At 68.6% G+C, this 21,741-nt stretch carries 19 protein-coding genes and 1 pseudogene; 10 read left to right on the top strand and 10 right to left on the bottom strand.

The genetic code is table 11. The features are described 5' to 3' along the window. Window positions 1-200: 200 nt before the first annotated feature. Entirely contained in the window at window positions 201-1,151 is a 951-nt protein-coding gene (locus tag ACFU53_RS13435) for an alpha/beta hydrolase (protein ID WP_383990323.1), read from the bottom strand. Window positions 1,152-1,396: 245 nt separating this feature from the next. Here ACFU53_RS13435 and ACFU53_RS13430 point away from each other — a divergent pair, with 245 nt between their 5' ends. Continuing rightward, the gene (locus ACFU53_RS13430) at window positions 1,397-2,122 is read left to right on the top strand and encodes a sigma-70 family RNA polymerase sigma factor (protein WP_383990320.1); all 726 of its coding nucleotides are present in this window, start codon (window positions 1,397-1,399) and stop codon (window positions 2,120-2,122) included. Here the strand turns inward: ACFU53_RS13430 and ACFU53_RS13425 are convergent, their stop codons facing one another. Together ACFU53_RS13425 and ACFU53_RS13420 are read right to left on the bottom strand one after the other, a co-directional pair. Then, complete coding sequence (locus tag ACFU53_RS13425; RefSeq protein ID WP_383990317.1) at window positions 2,123-3,748, bottom strand: cytochrome bc complex cytochrome b subunit; 1,626 nt, start codon at window positions 3,746-3,748, stop codon at window positions 2,123-2,125. 134 nt (window positions 3,749-3,882) lie between these two features. Beyond that, window positions 3,883-4,146 carry a WhiB family transcriptional regulator gene (locus ACFU53_RS13420; protein ID WP_383990403.1) on the bottom strand — a complete coding sequence of 88 codons (264 nt, stop codon included), beginning with the start codon at window positions 4,144-4,146 and terminating at the stop codon, window positions 3,883-3,885. 340 nt (window positions 4,147-4,486) lie between these two features. Here ACFU53_RS13420 and ACFU53_RS13415 point away from each other — a divergent pair, with 340 nt between their 5' ends. The 5 genes from ACFU53_RS13415 (at window position 4,487) to ACFU53_RS13395 (ending at window position 10,487) form a co-directional block, all read left to right on the top strand. Next, complete coding sequence (locus ACFU53_RS13415; protein ID WP_383990314.1) at window positions 4,487-5,473, top strand: sigma factor-like helix-turn-helix DNA-binding protein; 987 nt, start codon at window positions 4,487-4,489, stop codon at window positions 5,471-5,473. A gap of 227 nt (window positions 5,474-5,700) precedes the next feature. Beyond that, window positions 5,701-6,387, top strand: a complete 687-nt coding sequence (locus ACFU53_RS13410) for an ABC transporter ATP-binding protein (RefSeq protein WP_383990311.1) — start codon at window positions 5,701-5,703, stop codon at window positions 6,385-6,387. Next, complete coding sequence (locus ACFU53_RS13405; RefSeq protein WP_383990309.1) at window positions 6,384-8,795, top strand: ABC transporter permease; 2,412 nt, start codon at window positions 6,384-6,386, stop codon at window positions 8,793-8,795. The genes ACFU53_RS13410 and ACFU53_RS13405 overlap by 4 nt, the downstream gene beginning before the upstream one ends. Window positions 8,796-9,003: 208 nt before the next feature. Further along, window positions 9,004-9,936, top strand: a complete 933-nt coding sequence (locus tag ACFU53_RS13400; protein WP_383990306.1) for a sigma-70 family RNA polymerase sigma factor — start codon at window positions 9,004-9,006, stop codon at window positions 9,934-9,936. Between the two features lie 89 nt (window positions 9,937-10,025). Beyond that, window positions 10,026-10,487: a hypothetical protein gene (locus ACFU53_RS13395; RefSeq protein ID WP_383990303.1), complete on the top strand. Its 462-nt coding sequence runs from the start codon at window positions 10,026-10,028 to the stop codon at window positions 10,485-10,487. A 36-nt stretch (window positions 10,488-10,523) separates the two neighbouring features. Here the strand turns inward: ACFU53_RS13395 and ACFU53_RS13390 are convergent, their stop codons facing one another. The 3 genes from ACFU53_RS13390 to ACFU53_RS13380 are packed head-to-tail and all read right to left on the bottom strand — an operon-like array spanning window position 10,524 to window position 15,020. Then, window positions 10,524-10,865 carry a hypothetical protein gene (locus tag ACFU53_RS13390; protein ID WP_383990300.1) on the bottom strand — a complete coding sequence of 114 codons (342 nt, stop codon included), beginning with the start codon at window positions 10,863-10,865 and terminating at the stop codon, window positions 10,524-10,526. Next, window positions 10,852-12,204, bottom strand: coding sequence for an NAD(P)/FAD-dependent oxidoreductase (locus ACFU53_RS13385; protein WP_383990297.1), 1,353 nt, complete (start codon window positions 12,202-12,204; stop codon window positions 10,852-10,854). The genes ACFU53_RS13390 and ACFU53_RS13385 overlap by 14 nt, the downstream gene beginning before the upstream one ends. Window positions 12,205-12,242: 38 nt before the next feature. Beyond that, window positions 12,243-15,020: a cation-translocating P-type ATPase gene (locus ACFU53_RS13380; protein WP_383990294.1), complete on the bottom strand. Its 2,778-nt coding sequence runs from the start codon at window positions 15,018-15,020 to the stop codon at window positions 12,243-12,245. 671 nt (window positions 15,021-15,691) lie between these two features. Here ACFU53_RS13380 and ACFU53_RS13375 point away from each other — a divergent pair. Beyond that, complete coding sequence (locus ACFU53_RS13375) at window positions 15,692-16,753, top strand: glycoside hydrolase family 5 protein (RefSeq protein ID WP_383990291.1); 1,062 nt, start codon at window positions 15,692-15,694, stop codon at window positions 16,751-16,753. Between the two features lie 478 nt (window positions 16,754-17,231). Beyond that, window positions 17,232-17,396, top strand: a complete 165-nt coding sequence (locus tag ACFU53_RS13370; RefSeq protein ID WP_383990288.1) for a hypothetical protein — start codon at window positions 17,232-17,234, stop codon at window positions 17,394-17,396. Window positions 17,397-17,694: 298 nt separating this feature from the next. Here the strand turns inward: ACFU53_RS13370 and ACFU53_RS13365 are convergent, their stop codons facing one another. Both ACFU53_RS13365 and ACFU53_RS13360 read right to left on the bottom strand, forming a co-directional pair. Further along, window positions 17,695-18,321: a class I SAM-dependent methyltransferase gene (locus ACFU53_RS13365; RefSeq protein WP_383990285.1), complete on the bottom strand. Its 627-nt coding sequence runs from the start codon at window positions 18,319-18,321 to the stop codon at window positions 17,695-17,697. Window positions 18,322-19,314: 993 nt separating this feature from the next. After that, a complete protein-coding gene (locus ACFU53_RS13360; protein ID WP_383990282.1) occupies window positions 19,315-19,449 on the bottom strand; it encodes a hypothetical protein in 135 nt (44 codons plus the stop codon). 123 nt (window positions 19,450-19,572) lie between these two features. Here ACFU53_RS13360 and ACFU53_RS13355 point away from each other — a divergent pair, with 123 nt between their 5' ends. Both ACFU53_RS13355 and ACFU53_RS13350 read left to right on the top strand, forming a co-directional pair. Beyond that, window positions 19,573-20,301, top strand: a complete 729-nt coding sequence (locus tag ACFU53_RS13355; protein WP_383990279.1) for a site-specific integrase — start codon at window positions 19,573-19,575, stop codon at window positions 20,299-20,301. Between the two features lie 45 nt (window positions 20,302-20,346). Continuing rightward, window positions 20,347-20,670 (top strand): hypothetical protein, encoded by a 324-nt coding sequence (locus tag ACFU53_RS13350; RefSeq protein WP_383990276.1) that lies wholly within the window; start codon window positions 20,347-20,349, stop codon window positions 20,668-20,670. 83 nt (window positions 20,671-20,753) lie between these two features. Here the strand turns inward: ACFU53_RS13350 and ACFU53_RS13345 are convergent. Next, window positions 20,754-20,867 (bottom strand): annotated as a pseudogene (locus ACFU53_RS13345) (transcriptional regulator); the annotation flags it as partial. A 174-nt stretch (window positions 20,868-21,041) separates the two neighbouring features. Further along, window positions 21,042-21,395: a helix-turn-helix transcriptional regulator gene (locus ACFU53_RS13340; RefSeq protein WP_060895109.1), complete on the bottom strand. Its 354-nt coding sequence runs from the start codon at window positions 21,393-21,395 to the stop codon at window positions 21,042-21,044. Between the last annotated feature and the right edge of the window lie 346 nt (window positions 21,396-21,741).

Below are 21,741 nucleotides of genomic sequence, written 5' to 3'. Positions count from 1 at the left end.
GCTCGATGGCAGGGGACGCGTTCCCGTGTCGCCCGTCCTGGTTCGACGCCGACCGAGGTGTGCCCGTGAGGCTGCCCTCCGACGAGTGACGCTCATGACGATCGACCTTTCTCACCTCGGCACTGAATCGGATTCGTGTCTCGACGTCCTGAGAGACCCTTCGAGGCAGGAACTTCGTCCGTGCCCGGGCCGGTGAACCCTCAGTTGCCGTGCAGGGCGGTGCGCAGGGTGTGAATGGCCTGCTCCATCGCTGCAGTCGCGGCCTGTGTGGTCCGCAGGGGGTTGAGCATCATGAAGTCGTGCAGGGCACCGTTGACGCGGACGCTCATGGTGGGAACGTCGGCCTGGGTCAACCGGCGGGCGTACGCCTCGCCCTCGTCCCGCAGCACGTCGCTGTCGTCGACGATGACGAGCGCGGGTGGCAGCCCCTGCAACTCCTCCAGGCTCGCCCGCAGCGGCGAGGCGGTGATCTCGGCCCGCTGGGCAAGGTCGGTGGTGTAGCAGTCCCAGAACCAGGCCATGGCTTTCGCCGTGAGGTAGGGGCCGTCCGCGAACTCCCGGTAGCTTTCGGTGTTCTGGGCCGCGTCCGTGACGGGGTAGTACAGCGACTGGTGCACGAAGGTCACGTCACCGCGCTGCTTGGCCATGAGGGTCAGCGCCGCGGTCATGTTGCCGCCGACGGAGTCGCCGGCCACGGCCAGGCGGGCGGCGTTCAGGCCTGCTTCGGCGCCCTTGGCGGTGATCCACCGAGCCGTCGCGTAGACCTGTTCGATGGCGACCGGATACTTGGCCTCCGGGGCACGGTCGTACTCCACGAACACGACGGCGGCATGCGCCCCGACGGCCAGCTCCCGCACCAGACGGTCGTGAGTGCCGGCATTGCCCATGACCCAGCCCCCGCCGTGCACGTAGAGGACGACCGCCAGCGTGCCCCGACTGCCGACGGGCTTCACGATGCGTACCGGCACGTCGCCCACCTCGGCGGGCACCGTGATCCACTTCTCCTCCACGTCCGGCATCTCCACAGGCTCCGCCTGCAGTTCGTCGAGGAACTTCCGGGCACCCTCCGGGCCCAGCTCATACAGGAAGGGCGGGATGGACGTCGTGTCCGCGAGCTCCTGAGCCGCAGTCTCAAGAACGTGCTTCGTCATCACTGCACTCCTTGGATCGGCAGGCCCTCGCCTGCTGTCACCCATATGACAGGACACCCGCCAAAGGTGTGACACACGCGAGACGGCGTGTGGGGATGGCGCGCACCGCCGCTCGGCCACGCGGCTGCCACGGCACGACCACGGAGCCGGCCACGGGTTTCCAAGGGCGCGGTCGGTTGCCCGTGGGCGCGATGTTGGGGTCGACAGCCTGCCAAGGCGTTGATCACGGAGCAGAGGAGCCGGTCGTGGACACGTATCTGGCCCGAGCCGGGCAAGGCCGGGAGACGGCCGGGAGGACGGCCGACCCGACGATCGGCGAACTGGACGCCGCGGCATCGGTGTTCGTCCGCGCCAGACCCGGACTGCTCAAGATCGCCAACCGGATCCTGGGAAACGCGAACGAGGCTGAGGACGTCATCCAGGAGGCGTGGCTTCGGTGGCAGGGCACAGACCGCACGCTTGTCGTGAACCCGTCGGCGCTGCTCAGGACGACCACCGTCCGGCTGGCCATCAACGTCGTCCAGTCCGCCTGGAGACGCCGAGAATCCTGCGCCAGTCCTTGGCTTCCGGAACTCGTTGACGACCGCGCGACCCCAGAAGCCGTGGTCGAGCAGCGAGACGCCGTCGAGCGGGCGGTTCTCCTGCTGATGGAGACGCTGACGCCCAGGCAACGGGCGGCCTACGTCCTGCGCGAGGGCTTCGGCTGTCCGTACGGCCGGATCTCCGAGCTGCTGTGCCTCACCGTCGCCAACACGAGGCAACAGGTCGTACGCGCCCAACAGCGTCTCGCCACAGACCATCACAGGCAGCCGGTGGACTCCGTCGCGCATCGGCGTCTCGTTCAGGCGTTCCTCACGGCAGCGCGGTCCGGTGACCTCGCCCACCTGGAACGGGTCCTGTCCGCAGACGCCGACCGCCCACCCGCCTGCGGTCCCGCCTGCGGTCCGCCGCCGAAGAGAGTGAGCGAGTAGTCAGCGTCGGTGTCCGCTGGTGATCTCCTTGTACTCCTGCTCGGTCGGCTTGATGATCTGCGTGCCCTCGCCGTAGAGGCTTCGGCTGACCCTGGCGCGCAGGCGCTGAGTGAGGCGGGATCCGGTGTCCGGGCCTCCGCCGTTCACGAAAGGGCAGGGACCGATCGGCTCGTACTGCTCGTGCTGTGTGAGAACGTGGAGTTGTTCTTGGCTGAGCGGCTCGTGCACCTCGACGAACTCACCGTGCGGCAGACGCTTGATGATGCCGGTCTCGCGGCCGTGCAGCACCTTGTCCCGGTCCCGGCGCTGGAGACCGAGCGCCCACCGTTTCGTCATGACATAGGCCGCGAGCGGCACGAGGAACAGGCCGATGCGAACCGCCCACGTCACCGCGTTGACCGAGACATGGAAGCGGATGGCGATGATGTCGTTCGCGGCACCGATCAGGGCCACCAGGTAGAAACTGATCCATGCGACGCCGAGTGCCGTTCGCACCGGGCGGTTGCGCGGTCGGTCGAGAAGGTGCTGCTCACGATCGTCACCGGTCACCCAGGACTCGATGAACGGGTACGCGCCCATGGCAAGGAAGAGACCGACGCCCACCAGCAGCGGGATCAGGTTGTCCAGGGCCAGGGTGTGGCCCCAGAACGTGATTTCCCAGCCCGGCATGACCCGCAGCAGCCCGTCCGCCACGCCCATGTACCAGTCCGGCTGCGATCCGGCCGAAACCTGGTCGGCACGGTAGGGGCCGTAAAGCCACACGGGGTTGATCTGTGCGACGGCGGCCATGACGAGGATGACACCGCAGACCAGGAAGAGGAACCCGACGGATTTCACCGCGCGCACCCTGAGCGGAAGACCCACAACATTCTTGTTGCTCCGTCCCGGGCCTGGATTCTGTGTGTGCCTGTGGTAGAGGACGAGGATCAGATGGGCGACAAGAAGTCCCACCATGACTGCCGGTATGAGCAGGACATGGATCGTGTGGAAGCGCGCCACCAGATCGTTGCCTGGGAACTCGCCGCCGAAGAGGAACATCGAGAGGTACGTTCCGACGATCGGGATGGACAGGATCGTTCCGTTCACGACCGCGAGTCCGGTTCCGGAAAGGAGGTCGTCCGGAAGGTCGTATCCCGTCAATCCCGCGAACATTCCGAGGATCAGCAGCGAGAACCCGAACAACCAGTTGAGTTCGCGAGGCTTACGGAAGGCGCCCGTGAAGAACACGCGCATCATGTGGACGAGCATGGCGGCGACGAAGACCAGCGCTGCCCAGTGGTGGGCCTGCCGGATCAGTAGACCGCCCCGGACCTCGAAGGAGATGTGCATGGTCGAATTGAACGCCTCCGACACCAACTGGCCCCGCAGCGGCGCATAGCTGCCCTGATACTCGACCGTCTCCATCGAGGGGTGGAAGTACAGCGTCAGATACACACCCGTGACCATGATGATGATGAAGCTGTAGAGGCATATCTCCCCCAGCATGAACGACCAGTGGTCCGGGAAAACTCTCCGCGTTTTCGCCCTGACCAGACTGTAGACGCCCAGGCGTCCATCGGCCCATTCAGCGAGCCTTTCTCCCTTCCCTCCGGTCCGCACTTCGTTTTCCCGAGCCCCGTCACCCATGCCTCTGCCACCATTCGTGAACCGTTCAAAAGGGTTGCGTTTGGCAGTGCGGATTCCGCACGACGCTCATGTATTTCTTCCACCCGTAAGACCGGGCATGAGGCGCGGATGTGACATGCCGGGCCGCGGAGACGCTACCCCGCCGTAGTGATCGTGCCCCTGACGCGGTGGGCCCCTCGTCGCCTCATCGCCCGGCGTTCGCTCTCCGTGGTGCCGCCCCAGATGCCTTCCACCTGCCCTACCCGCATGGCCCAGTCGAGGCACTGCTCGACGACAGGGCAACGGCCACAGACGCCCTTGGCCTCGTCGACCTGTGCGAGCGTCAGGCCGCTCACGCCTATGGGGAAGAACAGATCGGGATCAACGCGTAGGCAAACCGCCCGTTCGCGCCAATGCAGGGCGTCGTCTCCTCGTCCAGCAGCCATGGGAGCAAACCTCCAGGGTTCGTCATTCGGCCGGAGGCCCCGGAAACGGATCATGGAGTGTCCCGCCTCTACGAAGAGGTGCCGGGGGCTGCCACCTGAGACCGGGCAGCCGGCGCGAGTGTGACATCCGGCCGAGTTCCCGGTGGCGCCGAATAGGACGATCCGTGCGATTCGTGTGGCCGAGGGCCTTCGCCGGACACCGTTGGGCTGTGCGGCCTCGGGTAAGCGGTGAAAGGCCATGTCACAGGATCCGCGTGTCTCCGGTCTATCGGATCGAGGCGAGAAATGGGCGGTGTGAGAGGAAGGCTGCTGTATGGATCACGCTGAGGCGGTGCCGATCGCGGAGTTGGTCGAGGAGCGTCGGTATCTGCTGGATGTCGCCTACTGGATGCTGGGCAGTCCCGGCGAGGCCGAGAGAGTCGTCGACGAGACGTACCGGCGGTGGTACGGGCTGTCCGACGCCGTCCGCCGGCAGATCACGCTGCCCCGGTCCTGGCTCGCGAGAACGGCCGGCGGCTTCTGCCTGGGCCGGCTGGCCATGCCCGGCCGGGCTGGTGACACCGCCTCCGCGGCGGAATCCGCCGAGAGGGTCGAGAAGGCCGACGGGGCCGACGGGGCCGACGGGGCCGACGGGGCCGACGGGGCCGAGGAGACTGAGAGGGCTGCGACGAAGGCCGACGGGGCTGATCCTCCGGCCGCTCCGCCGGAAGAGGTCAGTCGGGTCGTGCTGCACGCGCTGGACTGTCTGCCGCCGGCCGAGCGGGCGGCGTTCGTACTCAACGACGTCTTCGGGATGACTCCCGACGCGATCGCCGACATCGTGGGACGCACGGCGCCGGAGTGCGCCGAACTCGCCGACCAGGCCCGCCACAGTCTCCGGTTGCGGCGCTCACGGCCCACGACGCCGGCCCAGCACGACGCCCTCGCCCACGCCGTTCGCCAGGCATGTATCAGTGAGGACGCCGACCGACTGGCCTCGCTGCTGTGCCCGGACGTCACCGCGTTCTTCGACGGCGGTGGCAAGGTCCGGGCACTGACCAGGCCCGTCCACGGCGACAGGCAGGTCGCGCACAGCCTGCTGACCCTCCTGGCCCACCGCCCCCGCACCACACTGACCACCCACTCCGTCAACGGCGCCACCGGACTCGTCGCCCGCTACCACCACCAAGTCGCCGCCGTCATCAGTTTCGACATCGCCGACCAGCGCGTCGTACAGGTCTGGGTCGTACTCAACCCCGACAAACTGCGCCCCTGGAACCAACCGCCCACCGGCGATACAGGTCGCCACAACCACCGTTGAAACAACTTTCACCGTCTCGTGTGAAGACATCTTGGATGAACACACTTTCCGTCGGCAGCATCAGGGCGCCCGCCACCCCACATCTATACACACTATGTATACATCGCATGTATAGTCCCGGCTATGTCAATCAGCAACACCCTTCTCGGGCTCCTGGAGCCCGGCCTTCGCCATGGCCGCGACCGCACGTCGGCCCCTCTCGGCCCACTCGGGAAGGCGGTGGCCGTATGACGTCCCCGGGCTCCCTACTCGTCGCCGACGGTCTGCACAAGGCGTACGGACCCACCAAGGCGCTGGACGGTGCGGAGTTCTCCGTCCGGCCGGGCGAGGTCGTCGCCGTGATGGGCCCCTCCGGCTCCGGCAAGTCGACCCTGCTGCACTGCCTCGCCGGCATCGTCGCACCCGACGCGGGCACCATCACCTACGGCGGCCGCGAGCTCTCGGCGATGAACGACACGGAACGCAGCATGCTGCGCCGCAGCGAGTTCGGGTTCGTCTTCCAGTTCGGCCAGCTGGTGCCCGAGCTCACCTGTGTCGAGAACGTCGCGCTGCCCCTACGCCTCAACGGCACGCAACGCAGGGCCGCCGAGAGCACCGCCCTGCAGTGGATGGAAGGCCTGGAGGTCGCCGACCTCGCCGCCAAGCGCCCGGGCGAGGTCTCCGGCGGCCAGGGGCAACGCGTCGCCGTCGCCCGTGCCCTGGTCACGAGCCCCCGTCTGCTCTTCGCCGACGAGCCGACCGGCGCGCTCGACTCGCTCAACGGCGAGCGTGTGATGCGGCTGCTCACGGACGCCGCCCGGTCCACGGACGCCGCCGTCGTCCTCATCACCCACGAGGCCCGCGTCGCCGCCTACGCGGACCGGGAGATCGTCGTACGGGACGGGCGGTCCCGGGACATGGAGCCCGTCGTATGACCCCCGACGACCGTACGCACAGCACCGGTGCCGCCTCACCCGCACCGGGCGGCATGAAGAGGCCCGGCGGAGCAAGCGCGTGGATCCGTGAACTCGGCCTGGGCATACGCTTCGCCGCGGCCGGGGGCCGGGGAAGCTGGGCCAGGACCGTCCTCACCGCCACCGGGGTGGCGCTCGGCGTGGCGCTGCTGCTGCTCGCCGCGTCCACACCGGACGTCCTGTCCGCCCGTACCGAGCGCGGCGACGCCCGCCGGCCGTCCAATGCCGTGTCGGAGTCCTCGGTACCGCTATCGGACTCCTCCTTCCTGTGGGACTCGGGTGACACCGACTTCCGGTCCGACCGTGTGGGCGGCATGTTCCTGCGTGCCGACGGTCCACGTGCGCCCGCCCCGCCCGGCGTCGCGAAAATCCCCTCCCCCGGCGAGATGGTCGTCTCCCCGGCTCTGCGGAAGCTGCTGGACACGCCCGCGGGCGCGTTGCTGAAGGAGCGTCTGGACTACCGGATCGTGGGCACCATCGCACCTTCGGGTCTGCTGGACGCGAGCGAACTGCACTACTACGCGGGCACCGATCGCATCAGTCTCGACGGCGGGGCCGTACGCGCCGCGCGCTTCGGGTATGTCCCCCGCCACGATTCCCTCGACGCGTTGCTGTACGTGCTGGTGGTGACGGTGTGCGTCGTGCTTCTGGTGCCCGTCGGCATCTTCATCGCCACGGCGGTGCGCTTCGGGGGCGACCGCAGGGACCGGCGGCTGGCGGCGCTGCGGCTGGTCGGCGCGGACCGTCCGATGGTCGCCCGGATCGCCGCCGGTGAGGCCCTGTTCGGTTCGGTCCTCGGGGTCGTTCTCGGCGCCGCGCTCTTTCTGGTGGCCCGTCAGGCAGCGGCGTACGTCCGGCTCTGGGACGTGGGCGCCTACCCGAGCGACATCGTCCCGCGCCTCGACCTGGCCGTACTCGTCGCCGTCGTGGTGCCGTTCGCCTCGGTCGCGGTGACCCTCTCCGCGATGCGCTCGATATCCGTCGAACCGCTGGGCGTCGTCCGCAGCGCCCGCCTGCGCCGAAGGCGACTGTGGTGGCGGCTGGTTCTGCCGGGCTTGGGCCTGGCGGTTCTCCTGCTCACCGACCGGGTCACCGCTCGGTCCCAGGAGATCGGCACGATCCCTGTCGCCGCCGGGGTGACGCTGGTGCTGGTCGGCCTGGCGGGGCTCTTGCCCTGGCTGGTCGAGGCGGCCGTGGCCCACCTGCGGGGCGGCCCCGTGCCGTGGCAACTCGCCGTGCGCCGCCTGCAGTTGTCGAGCGGATCCGCGTCACGCGCCGTCAGCGGCATCATGGTGGCCACGGCGGGAGCGATCGTGCTCCAGCTGATGTTCGGTGCGATGCAGCAGAGCTTCATGACCCCCTCCGGCAGTGGAGGCAGCGGCAGCACCGGCGCCGCCCGGACTCCGGACCTCACCCTCATATCGGGGAACGGGGTCGCCGCCACCACCGCACGGCTGGAGGAGGGCTTGCGTCGTACGCCGGGCGTGACAACGGCGTTCGCCTTCACCCAGGCGTACGTGAGCGGTCCTGAGAGGTCGGTGACGTCCCTGACCGTCGGCGACTGCGCCCAGCTGCGGAAGATGGCCCGCCTGCCCTCGTGCCGCGACGGCGACACTTTCGTCGCGCACAATCCCGGTGATACCGCGGGCAGTCGGTATGTCGATCAGACGGCCAGGCCCGGCAAGGCCGTCACCCTCGACGACTACAGCTCCGGTTCGACTCGCGCGGTCCGATGGACGCTGCCGGCGGACAGCCCCGTGGTCTCGACCGTGCCCGACCCCCTGGGTGAGAGGCACGACGGGATCCTGGCCACCCCGGGCGCGCTGCCGGACGGTCCCCTTCCAGGGGCCTCCACCTGGGCGGGTGTGCTCACGAATCCCCGCGTGACCGACGTGGCGGACGAGATCCGCAACACGGCTGCCGAGGTGGATCCGACCATCGCGGTGCGGGAACGACAGAACCGACAGCGTGACAAGGACTACGAGTCGATCCAGACCGGCCTGCTCGTCGGCGGCACGCTGATGCTGGTCCTGATCGCCGCGAGCATGCTGGTGTCCCAGCTCGAGCAACTCCGGGAGCGCAGGCGTCTGCTGTCGGTCCTCGTCGCGTTCGGCACCCGGCGCTCCACCCTGGCCTGGTCGGTGTTGTGGCAGACAGCCGTCCCGGTCGTCGTCAGCACTCTGCTCGCTTCCGTCGGCGGACTGACGCTGGGCCATGTGATGCTCAGCATGCTGCACAAAGAAGCCAAGGACTGGTGGATCTTCCTGCCCTACGCGGGGGCGGGCGGGGTGCTGGTCCTGCTCGTCACCCTGGTGAGCCTGCCACCCCTGTGGCGGATGATGCGCCCGGAGGGCCTGCGCACCGAGTGACAACGACGTCCCGCCGTTCCGCACGTGAGCGGCGGGGCATGCCGACCGTACGAGAACACCGTGTGTCTGCCGGAGGCTGAACACCGGCCGTCCTGGAACGGCCGGCACTTCCCACTGCGCCACCACTGTCACAAAAACGCGCCCTGCTCGGTCTAGTGAGGCAGACGCGATTGGAGCAACCGTGACTTTCAACGGAGACCGCAGGCCGATGGATCTCGAACCGTCCCCCACGACGAGTGATCTCGAAAATGCTGTTTCTGTCTTCGTGCAGCACCGGAAGCGTCTCTTCGGAATCGCCTACCGTGTGCTCGGCAGCGCGGTCGAGGCCGAGGACGTGGTCCAGGAAGTGTGGCTGCGCTGGCAGAAGACCGATCGCTCCGTGGTGATCAGCCCGGTCGCCTTCCTCTCCACCACGACGACCCGCCTGGCCATCAACGTCGCGCAATCCGCGCGGGTGCGTCGGGAGACCTACATCGGACCGTGGCTGCCCGAACCCGTCGACACCAGCTCGGACCCGGAGTTGGGGGCGCAGCGCGCGGAAGCTCTCGAACTGGCGATGCTGCTGGTGCTGGAGAGGCTGAACCCCACGGAACGCGCCGCGTACGTACTGCGCGAGGCATTCGACTACGCCTACCCGGAGATCGCTCAGATCCTGCACCTCAGCCTCGTCAACGTACGGAAGATCGTGAGCCGTGCGCGGAAGCATCTGTCGGAGGAGCAGCGGGGAAGCGTGGACACGGCCGAGCACCGACGTCTCCTCAGCGTCTTCGTCTCAGCGGCCCAAACGGGGGATGTGGCTTCACTGGAGGCCCTCCTCACCCCCGATACCGTCAGCCTGTCCGACGGCAACGGAATGCGGGGCTGCGCTCGTATACCCGTACTGGGCCGTGCTCGTGTGGCCAAGATGGTGACCTATCCGAAGCTCTGGCGGGAAGCGGAGCCCCGGTTCGTCGACGCCAACGGCTGTACGGGCGTGATGGTCTACCGAGCCGGCCAACCCATCGCGTTCATGACGATGGCCGCCTCGACGGAGGGCATCCACAAGTTGATGTGGGTGTTCAGCCCGAGCAAGATCGCCGCGTTCCTCGGTTCACGTTCCCGCTTCGCAGCCCCTCTCGCCTCTACGGTGGGGGGTGTGTGACCCTCCGACGAGCTGCGCCATCAGGTTTCTGACAACCATGTGTTCACTCACTGCCTATGATGGCGGGAGTTGCGGATGGAGAGGAACACATGGTCTCTGTAACGGGGCACAGCATTGAGGTCACCGCTGAGAGCCTTCAGGACGAGTTGACCCGCCTGCAGATCCAGAAGCAGGCGCTGGAGAGGGAACTGGCCGCGGTCGTGGCCCATCTCGGCTCGGTACAGCGGGCCCTCGGTGCCCTCCAGCCCTTGCTGCGCAACAACCCGGCCACGATCGCCGAACCGCAGACGGACCGCGGCTCCGCCGAGCCCACTGACACCGACGCCGACACACACGGGCAGAAGTCGTACGGCAAGCTCACCGAGCAGATCATGGAGTACTTCGCGGGCGTCGGCGATGCCGACGTACGGGCCCGCGATGTCGCTGCGGCGCTCGGCCGTGACACCGACAGCGGAAGCATCAACGGTGTCCGCAGCACCCTCGACCGCCTGGTCGGCGCCTCCCGTGTCCAGCGGGCCGGCCGGGGCCTGTACCGCGCCAAGCGTTCCTAGACGTACCCGTCTGCCTGCTCGGGCACGCCCGGTGGTTCAGCTCACCGTTTCCACGATCACCACGCACAGCCCGACCATCGCGACGGTGATCAGGGTCATCGCGGTCATCGTGCCTCTCAGCCAGCGCCCGAGGCGGACGCGATGCTGTTCGTGCACCGCGCTGATGCTGTCGGCGATGTGATCCGTCACCATGCGGGCCACGTATGTCTGCTCGTCGAGGTACCAGCGCTCGATATCGATCTTCTGTTCCGGGGTCAGACCGGGCTCCCGCTCGATGAAATCCGTCACGCGCTGGTGCGCTGCGTGCAGATGAGCCTCCCGGTACAGAAATGTCTCGATGGCGGTCAGGCCGCGTGCGGCCTCGTCACTCGCGTCCATGGTGTGCTCCAGAGAGGGAAGCAGTTCGCGGGTTGCCGCTCGTGACGAAGGCGTCCCGTGGGTGCTGGACGGAGGCGAGGGAGACCAGATCCCGGCCGAACAGGGCCGCGGTGAGCCAGACGGTGAGAACGCGGACCTTGCGCTCCCAGGTGGGCACGGCCAGGACGTGATATCCCCGGTGCATCAGCCAGGCGGGAAATCCCTTGATGACGATGCGCCGGTACTGGAAGATGCCTCGCCCCAGCCCCAGCGTCGCCACCACGCCCAGGCTCCCGTGGCGATAGTTGCGGATCCTGCCCCCGTGCAGGTGGGCCGCGATGTTCTTGGCGAGGCGCTTGCCCTGCCGCACGGCGTGTTGGGCGTTCGGCACCGTCCGCGCCCCCGGTGTCGGCAGCGCCAGGTCTGGAACTGCCGCATCGTCCCCGGCCGCCCATACGTCCGGCATCGGCTCGCTGTCGGTGCCCACGCGGAGATCGGGCCGGACCACGAGTAGGCCCCGCTCGTCCACCGGGAGGTCCGTGTGGTTGTGCACGACCGGGTTCGAGGCGTTGCCGGCGGTCCAGACGATCAGTTCCGAGTCGAACTCCTCTCCGTCGGAGAGCACGACGTGCCCGTCCACGGCGGAGACGAGTTGTGTGTCGAGGTGCACATGTGCGCCCCGGCGTTCCAAGGAGCGCACCACCCACTCCCCCGGCCGGTCGCTCACCTCGGGCAGGATCCGGTGCCGGGCCTCGACCAGGTGGAAGGACAGGTCCTCCAGGCTCAACTCCGGGTAGTACTTGAGCATCGCGGTCGCCAGCGACAGCAGTTCGCCGAAGCCCTCGACTCCGGAGAATCCGCCGCCCACGAAGGTGACGGTGAGCAGCCTTCGCCGCCCGGCGCCGGGCGGCAGTGACGCCGCCTGGTCGAACGCGGTCAGCAGCCGGTCGCGGACGGCCACCGCCTCCTCCACGTGCTTCAGGCCGATGGCCTGCTGTGCCACACCGGGTATGGGGAAGGTTCGCGTCACAGCGCCGGCGGTGACGACGAGGATGTCGTAGCGCAGTTCGTAGTCGCTTGCGTCCACCGGCCGGACCGTGACCGCCCGGTCCGCGTGCCGGATTTCCGTCACGCTCCCCGCGACCAGCCGGGTTCTACGCAGATGACGCCGCAACGACACAGCGGCATGACGTGCCTCGACCGAACCGGCCGTCACCTCCGGCAGGAAAGGCTGATAGGTCATGTACGGGCGCGGGTCGACGACCGTCACCCTCGCCTCGCCCGCCCGCAACGACTTCTCCAGGCCCCACGCGGTGTAGAAGCCCGCGTAGCCACCACCGACGATCAGGATCTCACGCATGATTCCCTCTGTTCCTCAGCCGTCAGCACATAGACAAGTCAGCGCGCCATGGTGTGACAACGATGGTCGCGCAGCGCCGACCGTGCGGCGCGCAGGACGTATTCGGCGAGGAGCACCGTGGATGCGGTGCCCAGGCACAGGGCCCATTGGGTCACGGTCAGCGGCACGGTCCCGAAGACCGTGCCTGCCCAGGGCAGCTGGACGACGGCGACCTGTACGGCGAGGACGCCGGCCAGGCACAGCCACAGCGCGCGGTTGCGGAACTGGTAGCGCCCCAGCAGTGGGCCGTCGTCTGTGCGGGCGCTCAGCGCGTTGAACAGCTGGAACAGCACGAACGTGGTGAACGCCATGGTCAGGGCGGTGTCCGGGGCGACGTACGAACGGGCGACGGCGAGGAGCGTCACGGTGCCCGCGGCCATGACCGCACCGGCCCAGCCGATGGCGAGGAGCCGGCGGGCGTCCAGGATCCGCTCGCCCGGGTCGCGCGGCGGGTGGCGCATCACATCGTCCCGGGCGGGGTCGACGGCCAGGGCCATCGCGGGCGGACCGTCCATGATGATGTTGATCCACAGCAGTTGGGCCGCCGTGAGCGGGGAGGGCAGACCGGCCAGGGAGGCACTGAGCAGGGTCAGGATCGCGCCGATGTTGGTGGCCAGTTGGAAGCGGACGAACTTGACGATGTTGGCGTAGATGGCCCGTCCTTCGCGGACGGCCCGCACGATCGTGGAGAAGTCGTCGTCGGTGAGGACCATGTCGGCGGCTTCCTTGGCCACGTCCGTGCCGGTGATGCCCATGGCCACACCGATGTGCGCGGCCTTGAGCGCGGCGGCGTCGTTGACGCCGTCGCCGGTCATGGCGACGATGTGTCCCCGGTTCGTCAGTGCTCGTACGATCACCACCTTGTGTTCCGGGGCGACACGGGCGAACACACCGATGTCGTCGACGCGCTCGGCGAGTTGTTCCTCCGTCATCCGGTCCAGTTCGGCGCCCGTGATGACGTCACCGGCGATGTCCAGCTCGCGGGCGATGGCCGCCGCGGTGTCGGCGTGGTCACCGGTGATCATCTTCACGGCCACTCCCGCCGTGCGGCACAGCGCCATCGCGTCCCGTGCCTGCGGGCGGGGCGGGTCTGCGATCCCGGCGATCGACACCAGGGTCAGGCCGGGCAGTGCGGCCGGGGTGAACGCGCTCGGCATGCCGTCCATCAGGGCGGTGGCCGCGCCCAGTACCCGCAGTCCTGCGCCGCCGAGCCGCGCGGTCACGGCGCGGACCTCGTCCCTGTGCCCTTCGTCGAGGGCGCGCACACCGTCCTGGGTGAGAACGTCGGTGCACATGCCCAACAGGACGTCGACCGCGCCTTTCACGTGGACGCGGGTGCGGCCGTCGGGTTCGGTGTGGAAGGTCGCCATGTACTTGGTGGCCCCGTCGAAGGGCAGCTCGCCCACGCGGGGCAGCTCCGTACGCGTCCAGTCGGCGTCCACACCGGCCTTGGCCGCCAGGACGACCAGTGCGGCCTCCGTCGGGTCACCGATGAAGTAACCGTCGGTCAGGCGTGCGTCGTTGCACAGGGCGAAGGGGAGCACCGCGTCACGGAGATCGTCGGGGGGAGACGTGTGATCCGCGCCGGGGCGGCGGAGGGCGCCTGTCGTCCCGTACCCCTCCCCGGTGACGTCGTAGAGCCTGCCCCTGGTCCACAGGGTCCGCGCGGTCATCTCGTTGAGGGTGAGCGTCCCGGTCTTGTCGCTGCACACGACCGTCGCCGCCCCGAGCGACTCCACCGAGGCCAGTCGTTTGACAATGGCACCGCGACGGGCCATGCGGTGCACACCGAGTGCCAGCGTCAGGGCCAGTACGGCGGGCAGCCCTTCGGGGATCGCTGCGACGGCCAGGGCCACGGCCTGCAGCGCGATGTCCGAGAGCGGCTCGCCGCGCACCCATGCGCTCAGGGCATAGGCGACGACCGCGACTCCGCTCAGCAGTGCCAGCCGGCGGCCGAGGCTGTCCAGTTGGACCTGGAGCGGGCTCGGCGGCTCCGTTCCGGTGCGCAACGCCTCGGCTATGGCGCCGACTTCGGTGCGCATTCCGGTGGCCGTCACGATCATTTGGGCACGGCCCCGGGTCAGCGCGGTGTTCATGAACAGCATGCTGGTGCGCTCGGCGAGCGGCACCGGGGCGGTCGAGGTGTGGTCGACGGCCGTCAAGCCCTTGGCGACCGGCTGGGATTCACCGGTCAGGGCCGCCTCGTCCACCTCGACCGTCTCCGCGACGGTCAGCCGACCGTCGGCCGGTACGCGGTCGCCGGCCTCCAGCAGGACCACGTCTCCGGGCACGAGGAGCTGTGCCCTCACCACCTGCTCGGTGCCGTCGCGGCGAACCTTCGCCATGGGCACCAGCATCCGGCGCAGCGCCTCCAGACTGCGCTCGGCCCGCCGCTCCTGCCAGTAGCCGAGCACGGCGTTGACCTGCAGAACGACGGTGATCACCACCGCGTCCCTGATGTCACCGATGGCTCCGGCCACCACGGCGGCGATCAGCAGGATGACGATGAGCCAGTTGCGGAACTGGTCCAGGAACTTCAGCCACTCCGGGCGCCGGGCGGGTTCGGACAGCCGGTTGGCGCCCCAGACCGCCGTGCGCTCGGATGCCTGCCCCGCGCTCAGCCCCATCCCTGGGGCGACGCCGAGCCGGGCGGCCACCTGGGCGGGAGCCTGCCGATAGGCGTCCTGCCCGCCAGTGGGGACCTCGGTGGCGGGGACCTCGGTGGCGGTGTCCGCGCGCGCGACCTTGCTCGCGGGTTTCCCGTCCAGCGTCGTCATCGCTTCATTCCTCTCCGGAGCGGATCATCACGACTGTCCAGGTCGCGTTGTGCAGGACGGCCTGGCTGACCGAGCCGCGCGGCAGTCCCCTGAAGCCGCCTCAGCAGCGGGCCTCGGTCAGGACTACGCGTCGGCACTCGTCTCGACGGGTGGCATCACCAAGTCGGCCCTCGCCGCCGCAGGCTCGGGAGCGCGCTTGGTCATCGCCGCACTTCTCGGGTCAGCGGGCTCATGAACTGCTTCCACCCGTATGACCGCGCATGCGGCGGGGGTGTGACACGCATGGCCATGGGTGGCCACGGGTTCGATGCATTCCCCGGGCATGCGCTGGGTGCAGAGCGGGAGCGGAGAGCACTGTGGCCGTGCTCGACGCGCAGGGCGGCGGGCGCAGCAGGCGCAGCAGGCGCAGTTGGGGCAGTTGGGGCAGTCGCGCAGGCGTGACTGCCCGGGCTTCGATGAGGGCTCATCCCGCGTCGGAACCAAGCGATATCGCCGTCGTCGGGAAGGCCAGTTGGCCGACACGTCATCGGGGCGGTCTTGCCACATCTCTTGCAAAGGTCCGGACCAACTGCTAATTCCCTTTCTGTTAGGAAAGTTTCCTACCAGTTAGTGCACCCATAGGCCCGATCGACGACCGTCGATCGTCCTCCACAGACCGCCAGGAGTCCCCCATGAGACCGGCACGATCCGTCCTGCTCGTCGCCGTGCTGCTCCTTCTCGGCCTCATCCTGACGCCAGGAACCGCACAGGCCGGCCCCGCGGCCCCCACTCCCCCGCCCGCGACCACGGCCCCGTCGGCAGCCACCCCCATCGCCGCCAACGGACAGCTCGTGGTCTGCGGCACCAAACTCTGCAACCAGCAGGGAAAAACGATCCAGCTCCGAGGTATGAGCACGCACGGGCTGCAGTGGTACAGCCAATGCGTCACCAACGGCTCGCTCAACGCTCTCGCCACCGACTGGAGGGCCGACGTACTGCGCATCTCCATGTACGTCCAGGAGGGCGGCTACGAGACCGATCCGCGCCGCTTCACCGACCTGGTCCACTCCGCCATCGAGCAGGCCACGGCCCGCGGCATGTACGCCATCGTCGACTGGCACATGCTCGACCCCGGAGACCCGCACCAGAACCTCGCCCGCGCGAAGACCTTCTTCTCCGAGATCGCCCAGCGTCACCGCGACAAGAACAACCTGCTGTACGAGATCGCGAACGAGCCCAGCGGGGTGAGCTGGTCCCGCATCAAGAGCTACGCCGAGCAACTCATCCCCGTCATCAGGGCCAAGGACCCGAACACCCCGATCCTGGTCGGCACCCGCGCATGGTCCTCGCTCGGCGTATCGGAGGGCTCGAACGAGTCCGAGGTGGTCAACAACCAGGTGAACGCGGCCAACATCATGTACACGTTCCACTTCTACGCGTACTCGCACCGGGACGAGTACCTCCAGACTCTCTCCCGCGCGGCCGACCGCATACCCGTCTTCGTCACCGAGTTCGGTACCCAGAACTACGCGGGTGAGGGCGCGAACGACTTCGCCATGTCGCAGCGCTACCTCGATCTGCTGGCGGCCAAGAAGATCAGCTGGGTCAACTGGAACTTCTCCGACGACGAACGCAGCGGCGCCGTCTTCAGGCCGGGGACCTGCGCCAACAACGGTTCGTGGACCGGCACGTCCTCCCTCAAGCCCGCGGGCGTCTGGATCCGCGACCGCATCAGGACACCGGACGACTTCTGACCGGTGACGAAAGGCGCGACGGGAGCGGCCCACCGACACACAGGGCCGGCTCCCGTCGGCGCTCTGGATCTGAACCTCGCCGCCACGAGTACCGGGAGTGACCCGTCTTCGCGCGCGCCGCCCGTCATGCCCACGGGCGGCGTCGAGTCATCAGGGGGTCAGAATGAGGCACTCGGTCCGCACGGCCCGGTGGACGTCGACGGCGTCTGGACTCCTTCGACTCGTGACTTCGAGTGACGCGCGAGCCGGGCTGCGCGACAGTTGTTCGCCGTGGGATACCTGCTCGACGTGGACGGCAGCGGCCATGGCCGGGGACGTGGTGGGGGCTTGGGCCGAGGACGAGGCCGTGGCATAGGCGGGGAGGACGCGTACGAGCCCTTCGGTGACGACGCGCTGCTCACCGTGCACGTCGTGCCGGAAACGACCGTGCTACTACTCGGTGCCGCCTCGCCTGGCGGCCGGCCACGCCACTGCCCCCGTGGGCGCCGACCTCACCGGACTCGAGCGACGCCTCGTCCACGCCACAGAAACCACCTTGTACGCGGCCACGTTCGCCGTCCCCGTCACCGGTGTCGCCCTGGTGCTTTTCGGGGACGACCTGCTCGTCGTCCACATCGCGGCCCAGGCCGTCCTCTACGCGTGACGCCTCGTCCACGCCACAGAAACCACCTTGTACGCGGCCACGTTCGCCGTCCCCGTCACACGGGGACGGCGGCGGAGCTCGGGTGATGTTCCGTCCCCGTGGCGTAGACGATCAGGGCGTGGGATCACGCGAACACGGGCCCGGGCGCCACCGTCGTGCGCCGACGTGGTCGGCGATCGCCGACCAGCCGACTCGTCGCGGAGTATGCCGGACCCCGGTCTTCGTCCGAAGCCTTCGTCTGTGCCCTGGCCCAGGCGTGTTTTTCTACCCGAAGGGGACAGTCACTGGTAGGGCGGACTCACATGGTGGGGCGGGAGTGCACGCTGACGGCATAGCCGCAGCCTTGGTAGTAGGGATCGCCGCTCCAGGTCGCGTAGCGCTGCCGCAGGGTCAGTCCGGCCTGGGCGCACCAGTGGTCGAACTCCGTAAGGGTCAGCGGCGGTTCCGGCAGCGGCAGATGTGCCGCGTCCAGTCCCATACCCGTGACCAGCAGTCCGCCGGGGCGCAGTGCGGCGGCCAGCTGCCGGACGACGGCTGATTCGGTGCCGGGGGCCAGCAGGGGGATGACGTTTCCGGCGGCGAGCGCCAGGTCGAAGCCCGGATTCAGGTCGAGGGCGTCCAGACGGGCCAGGTCACCGAGGAGCCACTCCTGCGTGGGGGCATCGCGGCGGGCGACGGCGAGCATCGAGGGGTCGACGTCCACGCCGGTGCAGTAGTGGCCCAGCTCGGCGAGCCGGATCGCGATCCGACCGGTGCCGCAGCCGGCGTCGAGTATCCGAGCGGCTGGCTTCAGCAGCGCGGCGCAGAAGGCGGCCTCGCCGTGGATGTCGTGGCCTGATTCAGCGAGCCGCGCGAAACGCTGAGCGTACTCCTCTCCCGCTTCTCCGCCGGTCAGTTCCGCCCAACGGTCGCGTTGCCCGGTCATGTTCAGCGTGCCTTCCGGTCAGCCTCGCCCAGCAGGGGCGAGGACGGTGCGTGTGCCATCGCCCTCTTGCCTTCGTAGATGTAGAGCTCGCGCCCTGCTACGAAGGTACACAGGGCGAAGCTCGAACAGCAGTCCGGCCGTGCGGCCCGGCCCTGTTCCGGCCGGAACAGGGAGCGGACACGCGCTCACGCGCAGAGTCCCTCCTGCTCGACCTGCTCGAGAGCGTCCCGGGCGCGGCGTTCCGGGCGCGGCGTTCCGGCTTCCCGTGCTGCAGGACGCGCGCATCCGGACAAGCGTGGAGGCTCTCGTCGCCGATTCGTCGGACAGCCGTGACCTCTGCCGTGGGCTGACGCCATAGCCGATGACGATCAGCTCGAAGCTGCCCGGCTCGGCATCGAGTTCTTCGGCACGGACGGTGACCGCCCGGATGTGGGCTGCGCCGACGGCGTCTGCCTTGGCGCGGACCACCTCGGTCATGCCTTCGGCTCCCCTACCCCGACGCGCTGATCGCCGACCTCGCACGCCGGGCCGCCCCCTCAGGGCGCGGACGCCTGCTGGATCTGGCCTGCGGCACCGGCCAACTCGCCTTCCCCCTCCGCGACCGGTTCACGGACGTCTGGGCCGTAGACTCCGAACCGGCGCTCTCTGGTCGCCCGGCGCGCCCATACCTGGCTCAAGCCGAGCGGCTGCCTCGCGTTGTGCTGGTCAACCTCCCCCTGGGTCGGACCCCGAGACTGGCAGCAGGCGCTCGACAGGCTGCTGCGCTCGTGGCAAAACACCCTCGGCTCGTCCGGTCGGGTCCCGCCCGGTTGGGACCGAGCACGGCAGCAGGACCCAGACCAAGAAGTACTGACCCGGGCCAGGTTCGACGCCGCCGCACGCCACGAGTTCTCCATTTATGTGAGCTACTACGCGTGTCTCATTGACAGCCCTTCATCCGCCGTGCCGCCTAAGCGGCCGCAGGTCGGCGCGAGCGCAGCGCGTTTGTCACCACTAGCGGCGGTGCTGCTTGCCGCCTGCGGGAGCGAAGCTAGGACGGACCAGGAGCAGGACCGGGGCGACGGTGACGGTCACCAGTACGCATGCGAGGGTCGCCGACCCACCGGCCCAGCAGTGCCCGGTAGCCATCCCACTTCATTTATGCGCTGTTGAGCTGTCCACGGACTATCGTCCAGCGTCATGTCGATCACTGGTTGGCGAGTGCATTTCACCCGTCGAAACCTGGCGTGGCCGCGCGAAGAGACCCCGTTCATGCGGGAGTTCAGCGCCCTGTTCGCCGATCTCGGTGAGGGGTTGGACGAGATGGGGGTGCCCGAGGGGCAGCCGTTCCTGATCAGTCCGGCGGGCGTGTACGACGCGGCGCTGAACCGGTATTTCTCGGTGTGGCTGGCGTCTTCGCCGTGGAACACCCAGGCCGCCCATGCCCGGGACCTGCGTACGTTCTTCGACTTCCTGTGGTTGGCGCGAGGCCGGCGTGACTGGCGCGATGCGACCATGGATGACCGGGCGGCGTACGAGTGGTGGCGTCGTCGCGACGACCATGGGCCTCGTCTGGAAGACACCAGCTGGGACCGGGAGGTGTCCACGGTCAACCGGTTCTACCTGTGGGCGATCGAGCAGGACCTCGTCAGGGCCAATCCCATCCGTCAGCGCGCGGTTTCGGTGTGGTCGCCGTGGCGGGGCGGGGCTGGCGGCACGGTGGTGCGGCAAGTGCCAGCCGAGACGTCGCACATGGGGCCACGGCGCGAGGTGAAGTGGCTGCCACCGAAGTCGTATCGGCTTTGGCGCAATGTCGGGCTGTGCGGCTTCGACTCGAAGGAGATGCCGAGGCGCGGGTTCCGTGGGAGGTGGGCGGCGCGGAACGCGGCGTACGCGGATTCGATGGTCCGTACGGGGCTGCGGTTGTGCGAGCACTCCGCGCTGACGGTGTTCGATCTACCGGAGCTGCCGCCTGCGGCGTCGGGGATCGTCAACGCGTGAGCGGTGCTGCCGCACGCGATTTCCAAGGGGAGGTCGGGCCGGGCGGTGTACTGGCCGGTGCCGGTGCTGCGGGATGTGCGCGACTACCTGGAGTGGGACCGGGCCGAGATGCTCGACTATGGGCGCTCGCGCGGCTTCTACATCCCGACGCGCCGGTCGCTGCTGGTGGAGGACCCGGCCGCCCCCCGGGTGCGGATGGGTGGCCGGTGGGTGCCGGTGGCCCGCCTCGATGCGGAGGAGCGGCGCCGGCTGCTGGTGACGACGGCCGATGGCAGGTGGGAGCCGGCGATGGTGTGGCTGAACCAGTGGGGCCTGCCGATGACGATGTCCGCGTGGAAGCAGGTCTTCGCCGACGCCAACGCACGGTAATCCGACACCGCCCCCGGAGGTGTCTGGCGTGCGAAAGGACGCTGGGCGTAGCGCGCAGCCAACTACCGATGATCAACTGTTCATCAAGGCGTGCGTGCCGGCGGCATCCCGGCTCCCGCCCTTGTCGCGTCGGTGCCCCAGCTGGCCAGCAGTTGTAGTGCCTCCGCCGACGGGGAACCGGGTTCGGCGTAGTACGTCGCCTCCGTGTAAGCGGGTACGTCGGGGCCGGTGGCGTATCGCCTTGCTGGGGCACCGGTTACTGCCGCTCAGCGCACGGGGTGTTGTTCGACGTGATCGAAGCCGACCGCAGGCTGGACGCCTGGCTGCGGTGGGTCCGGTTCGTCACGGCCACGGAGGGGCGCCGCGGAGGGTCAGGCGCACTCGGCGTTCACGTAAGGCTCCACGCGGCCGACGCTCTCCTTGAGGACGAGGTCGAGCAGTCCGGGGAAGCGCTGGTCCAGATCTTCCTTGCGCAGAGTGTTGAAACGGCGGGTGCCGACGTCGTGCTGCCGGATGAGACCGGCCTCGCGCAGGACGCGGAAGTGGCGGGTGAGTACGGAGGCGGTGACGTCCTGCGTGAAGCCGCTGCAGGCCAGGCCGGGGGAGACGGAGAGGGTGACGACGATGGTGAGCCGGGTCTCGTCGGTCAGCGCGCTCATGATCTTGAAGAGGTCGAGGTCGTCCGTGTCGGGGTGGACGAGGGGGGATGAGGTGCGACTGGCCATAAGGAAAGAATAACCCCTGCCCTATGTTCGCGCTGGCGCGTACATAGGGCTACAGTGAAGGCACGGACTGACCCTTCATCCGTCATCCACCGGGTTGCCCATCACCGGTACTACGGCATGCCACGAACGCCTTTGACGGCGCGGCCTGCATCAAGAACGGAGCACACCCCATGACCACAACACAGGCGACCGAGCCGAGGACGCACCGGACCGAAACTGCCGCGGAGGTCGTCGGCCGCCTTCGTGCGACATTCAACACCGGCGTCACCCGCGGACTGGACTGGCGCGTCAACCAGTTGCAGCGGCTGCGGGCGCTGCTGGTCGAGAACGAGCAGGAGCTGATCGA

The organism is Streptomyces sp. NPDC057474 (genome assembly GCF_042802555.1).
Taxonomy (GTDB): domain Bacteria; phylum Actinomycetota; class Actinomycetes; order Streptomycetales; family Streptomycetaceae; genus Streptomyces.
The sequence above is the reverse complement of the archived record's forward strand: the minus strand, read 5'-3'. Positions and strand labels throughout refer to the sequence as shown.

What these genes read in the sequence shown, in the direction of transcription:
- ACFU53_RS13340 (WP_060895109.1), bottom strand. Translation starts at nt 21,395, where the DNA reads ATGGCCAGTCGCACCTCATCCCCCCTCGTCCACCCCGACACGGACGAC.
- ACFU53_RS13380 (WP_383990294.1), bottom strand. Translation starts at nt 15,020, where the DNA reads ATGACGACGCTGGACGGGAAACCCGCGAGCAAGGTCGCGCGCGCGGAC.
- ACFU53_RS13410 (WP_383990311.1), top strand. Translation starts at nt 5,701, where the DNA reads ATGACGTCCCCGGGCTCCCTACTCGTCGCCGACGGTCTGCACAAGGCG.
- ACFU53_RS13400 (WP_383990306.1), top strand. Translation starts at nt 9,004, where the DNA reads ATGGATCTCGAACCGTCCCCCACGACGAGTGATCTCGAAAATGCTGTT.
- ACFU53_RS13415 (WP_383990314.1), top strand. Translation starts at nt 4,487, where the DNA reads ATGGATCACGCTGAGGCGGTGCCGATCGCGGAGTTGGTCGAGGAGCGT.
- ACFU53_RS13365 (WP_383990285.1), bottom strand. Translation starts at nt 18,321, where the DNA reads ATGACCGGGCAACGCGACCGTTGGGCGGAACTGACCGGCGGAGAAGCG.
- ACFU53_RS13355 (WP_383990279.1), top strand. Translation starts at nt 19,573, where the DNA reads ATGCGGGAGTTCAGCGCCCTGTTCGCCGATCTCGGTGAGGGGTTGGAC.
- ACFU53_RS13425 (WP_383990317.1), bottom strand. Translation starts at nt 3,748, where the DNA reads ATGGGTGACGGGGCTCGGGAAAACGAAGTGCGGACCGGAGGGAAGGGA.
- ACFU53_RS13375 (WP_383990291.1), top strand. Translation starts at nt 15,692, where the DNA reads ATGAGACCGGCACGATCCGTCCTGCTCGTCGCCGTGCTGCTCCTTCTC.
- ACFU53_RS13395 (WP_383990303.1), top strand. Translation starts at nt 10,026, where the DNA reads ATGGTCTCTGTAACGGGGCACAGCATTGAGGTCACCGCTGAGAGCCTT.
- ACFU53_RS13435 (WP_383990323.1), bottom strand. Translation starts at nt 1,151, where the DNA reads ATGACGAAGCACGTTCTTGAGACTGCGGCTCAGGAGCTCGCGGACACG.
- ACFU53_RS13385 (WP_383990297.1), bottom strand. Translation starts at nt 12,204, where the DNA reads ATGCGTGAGATCCTGATCGTCGGTGGTGGCTACGCGGGCTTCTACACC.
- ACFU53_RS13405 (WP_383990309.1), top strand. Translation starts at nt 6,384, where the DNA reads ATGACCCCCGACGACCGTACGCACAGCACCGGTGCCGCCTCACCCGCA.
- ACFU53_RS13360 (WP_383990282.1), bottom strand. Translation starts at nt 19,449, where the DNA reads ATGGCTACCGGGCACTGCTGGGCCGGTGGGTCGGCGACCCTCGCATGC.
- ACFU53_RS13390 (WP_383990300.1), bottom strand. Translation starts at nt 10,865, where the DNA reads ATGGACGCGAGTGACGAGGCCGCACGCGGCCTGACCGCCATCGAGACA.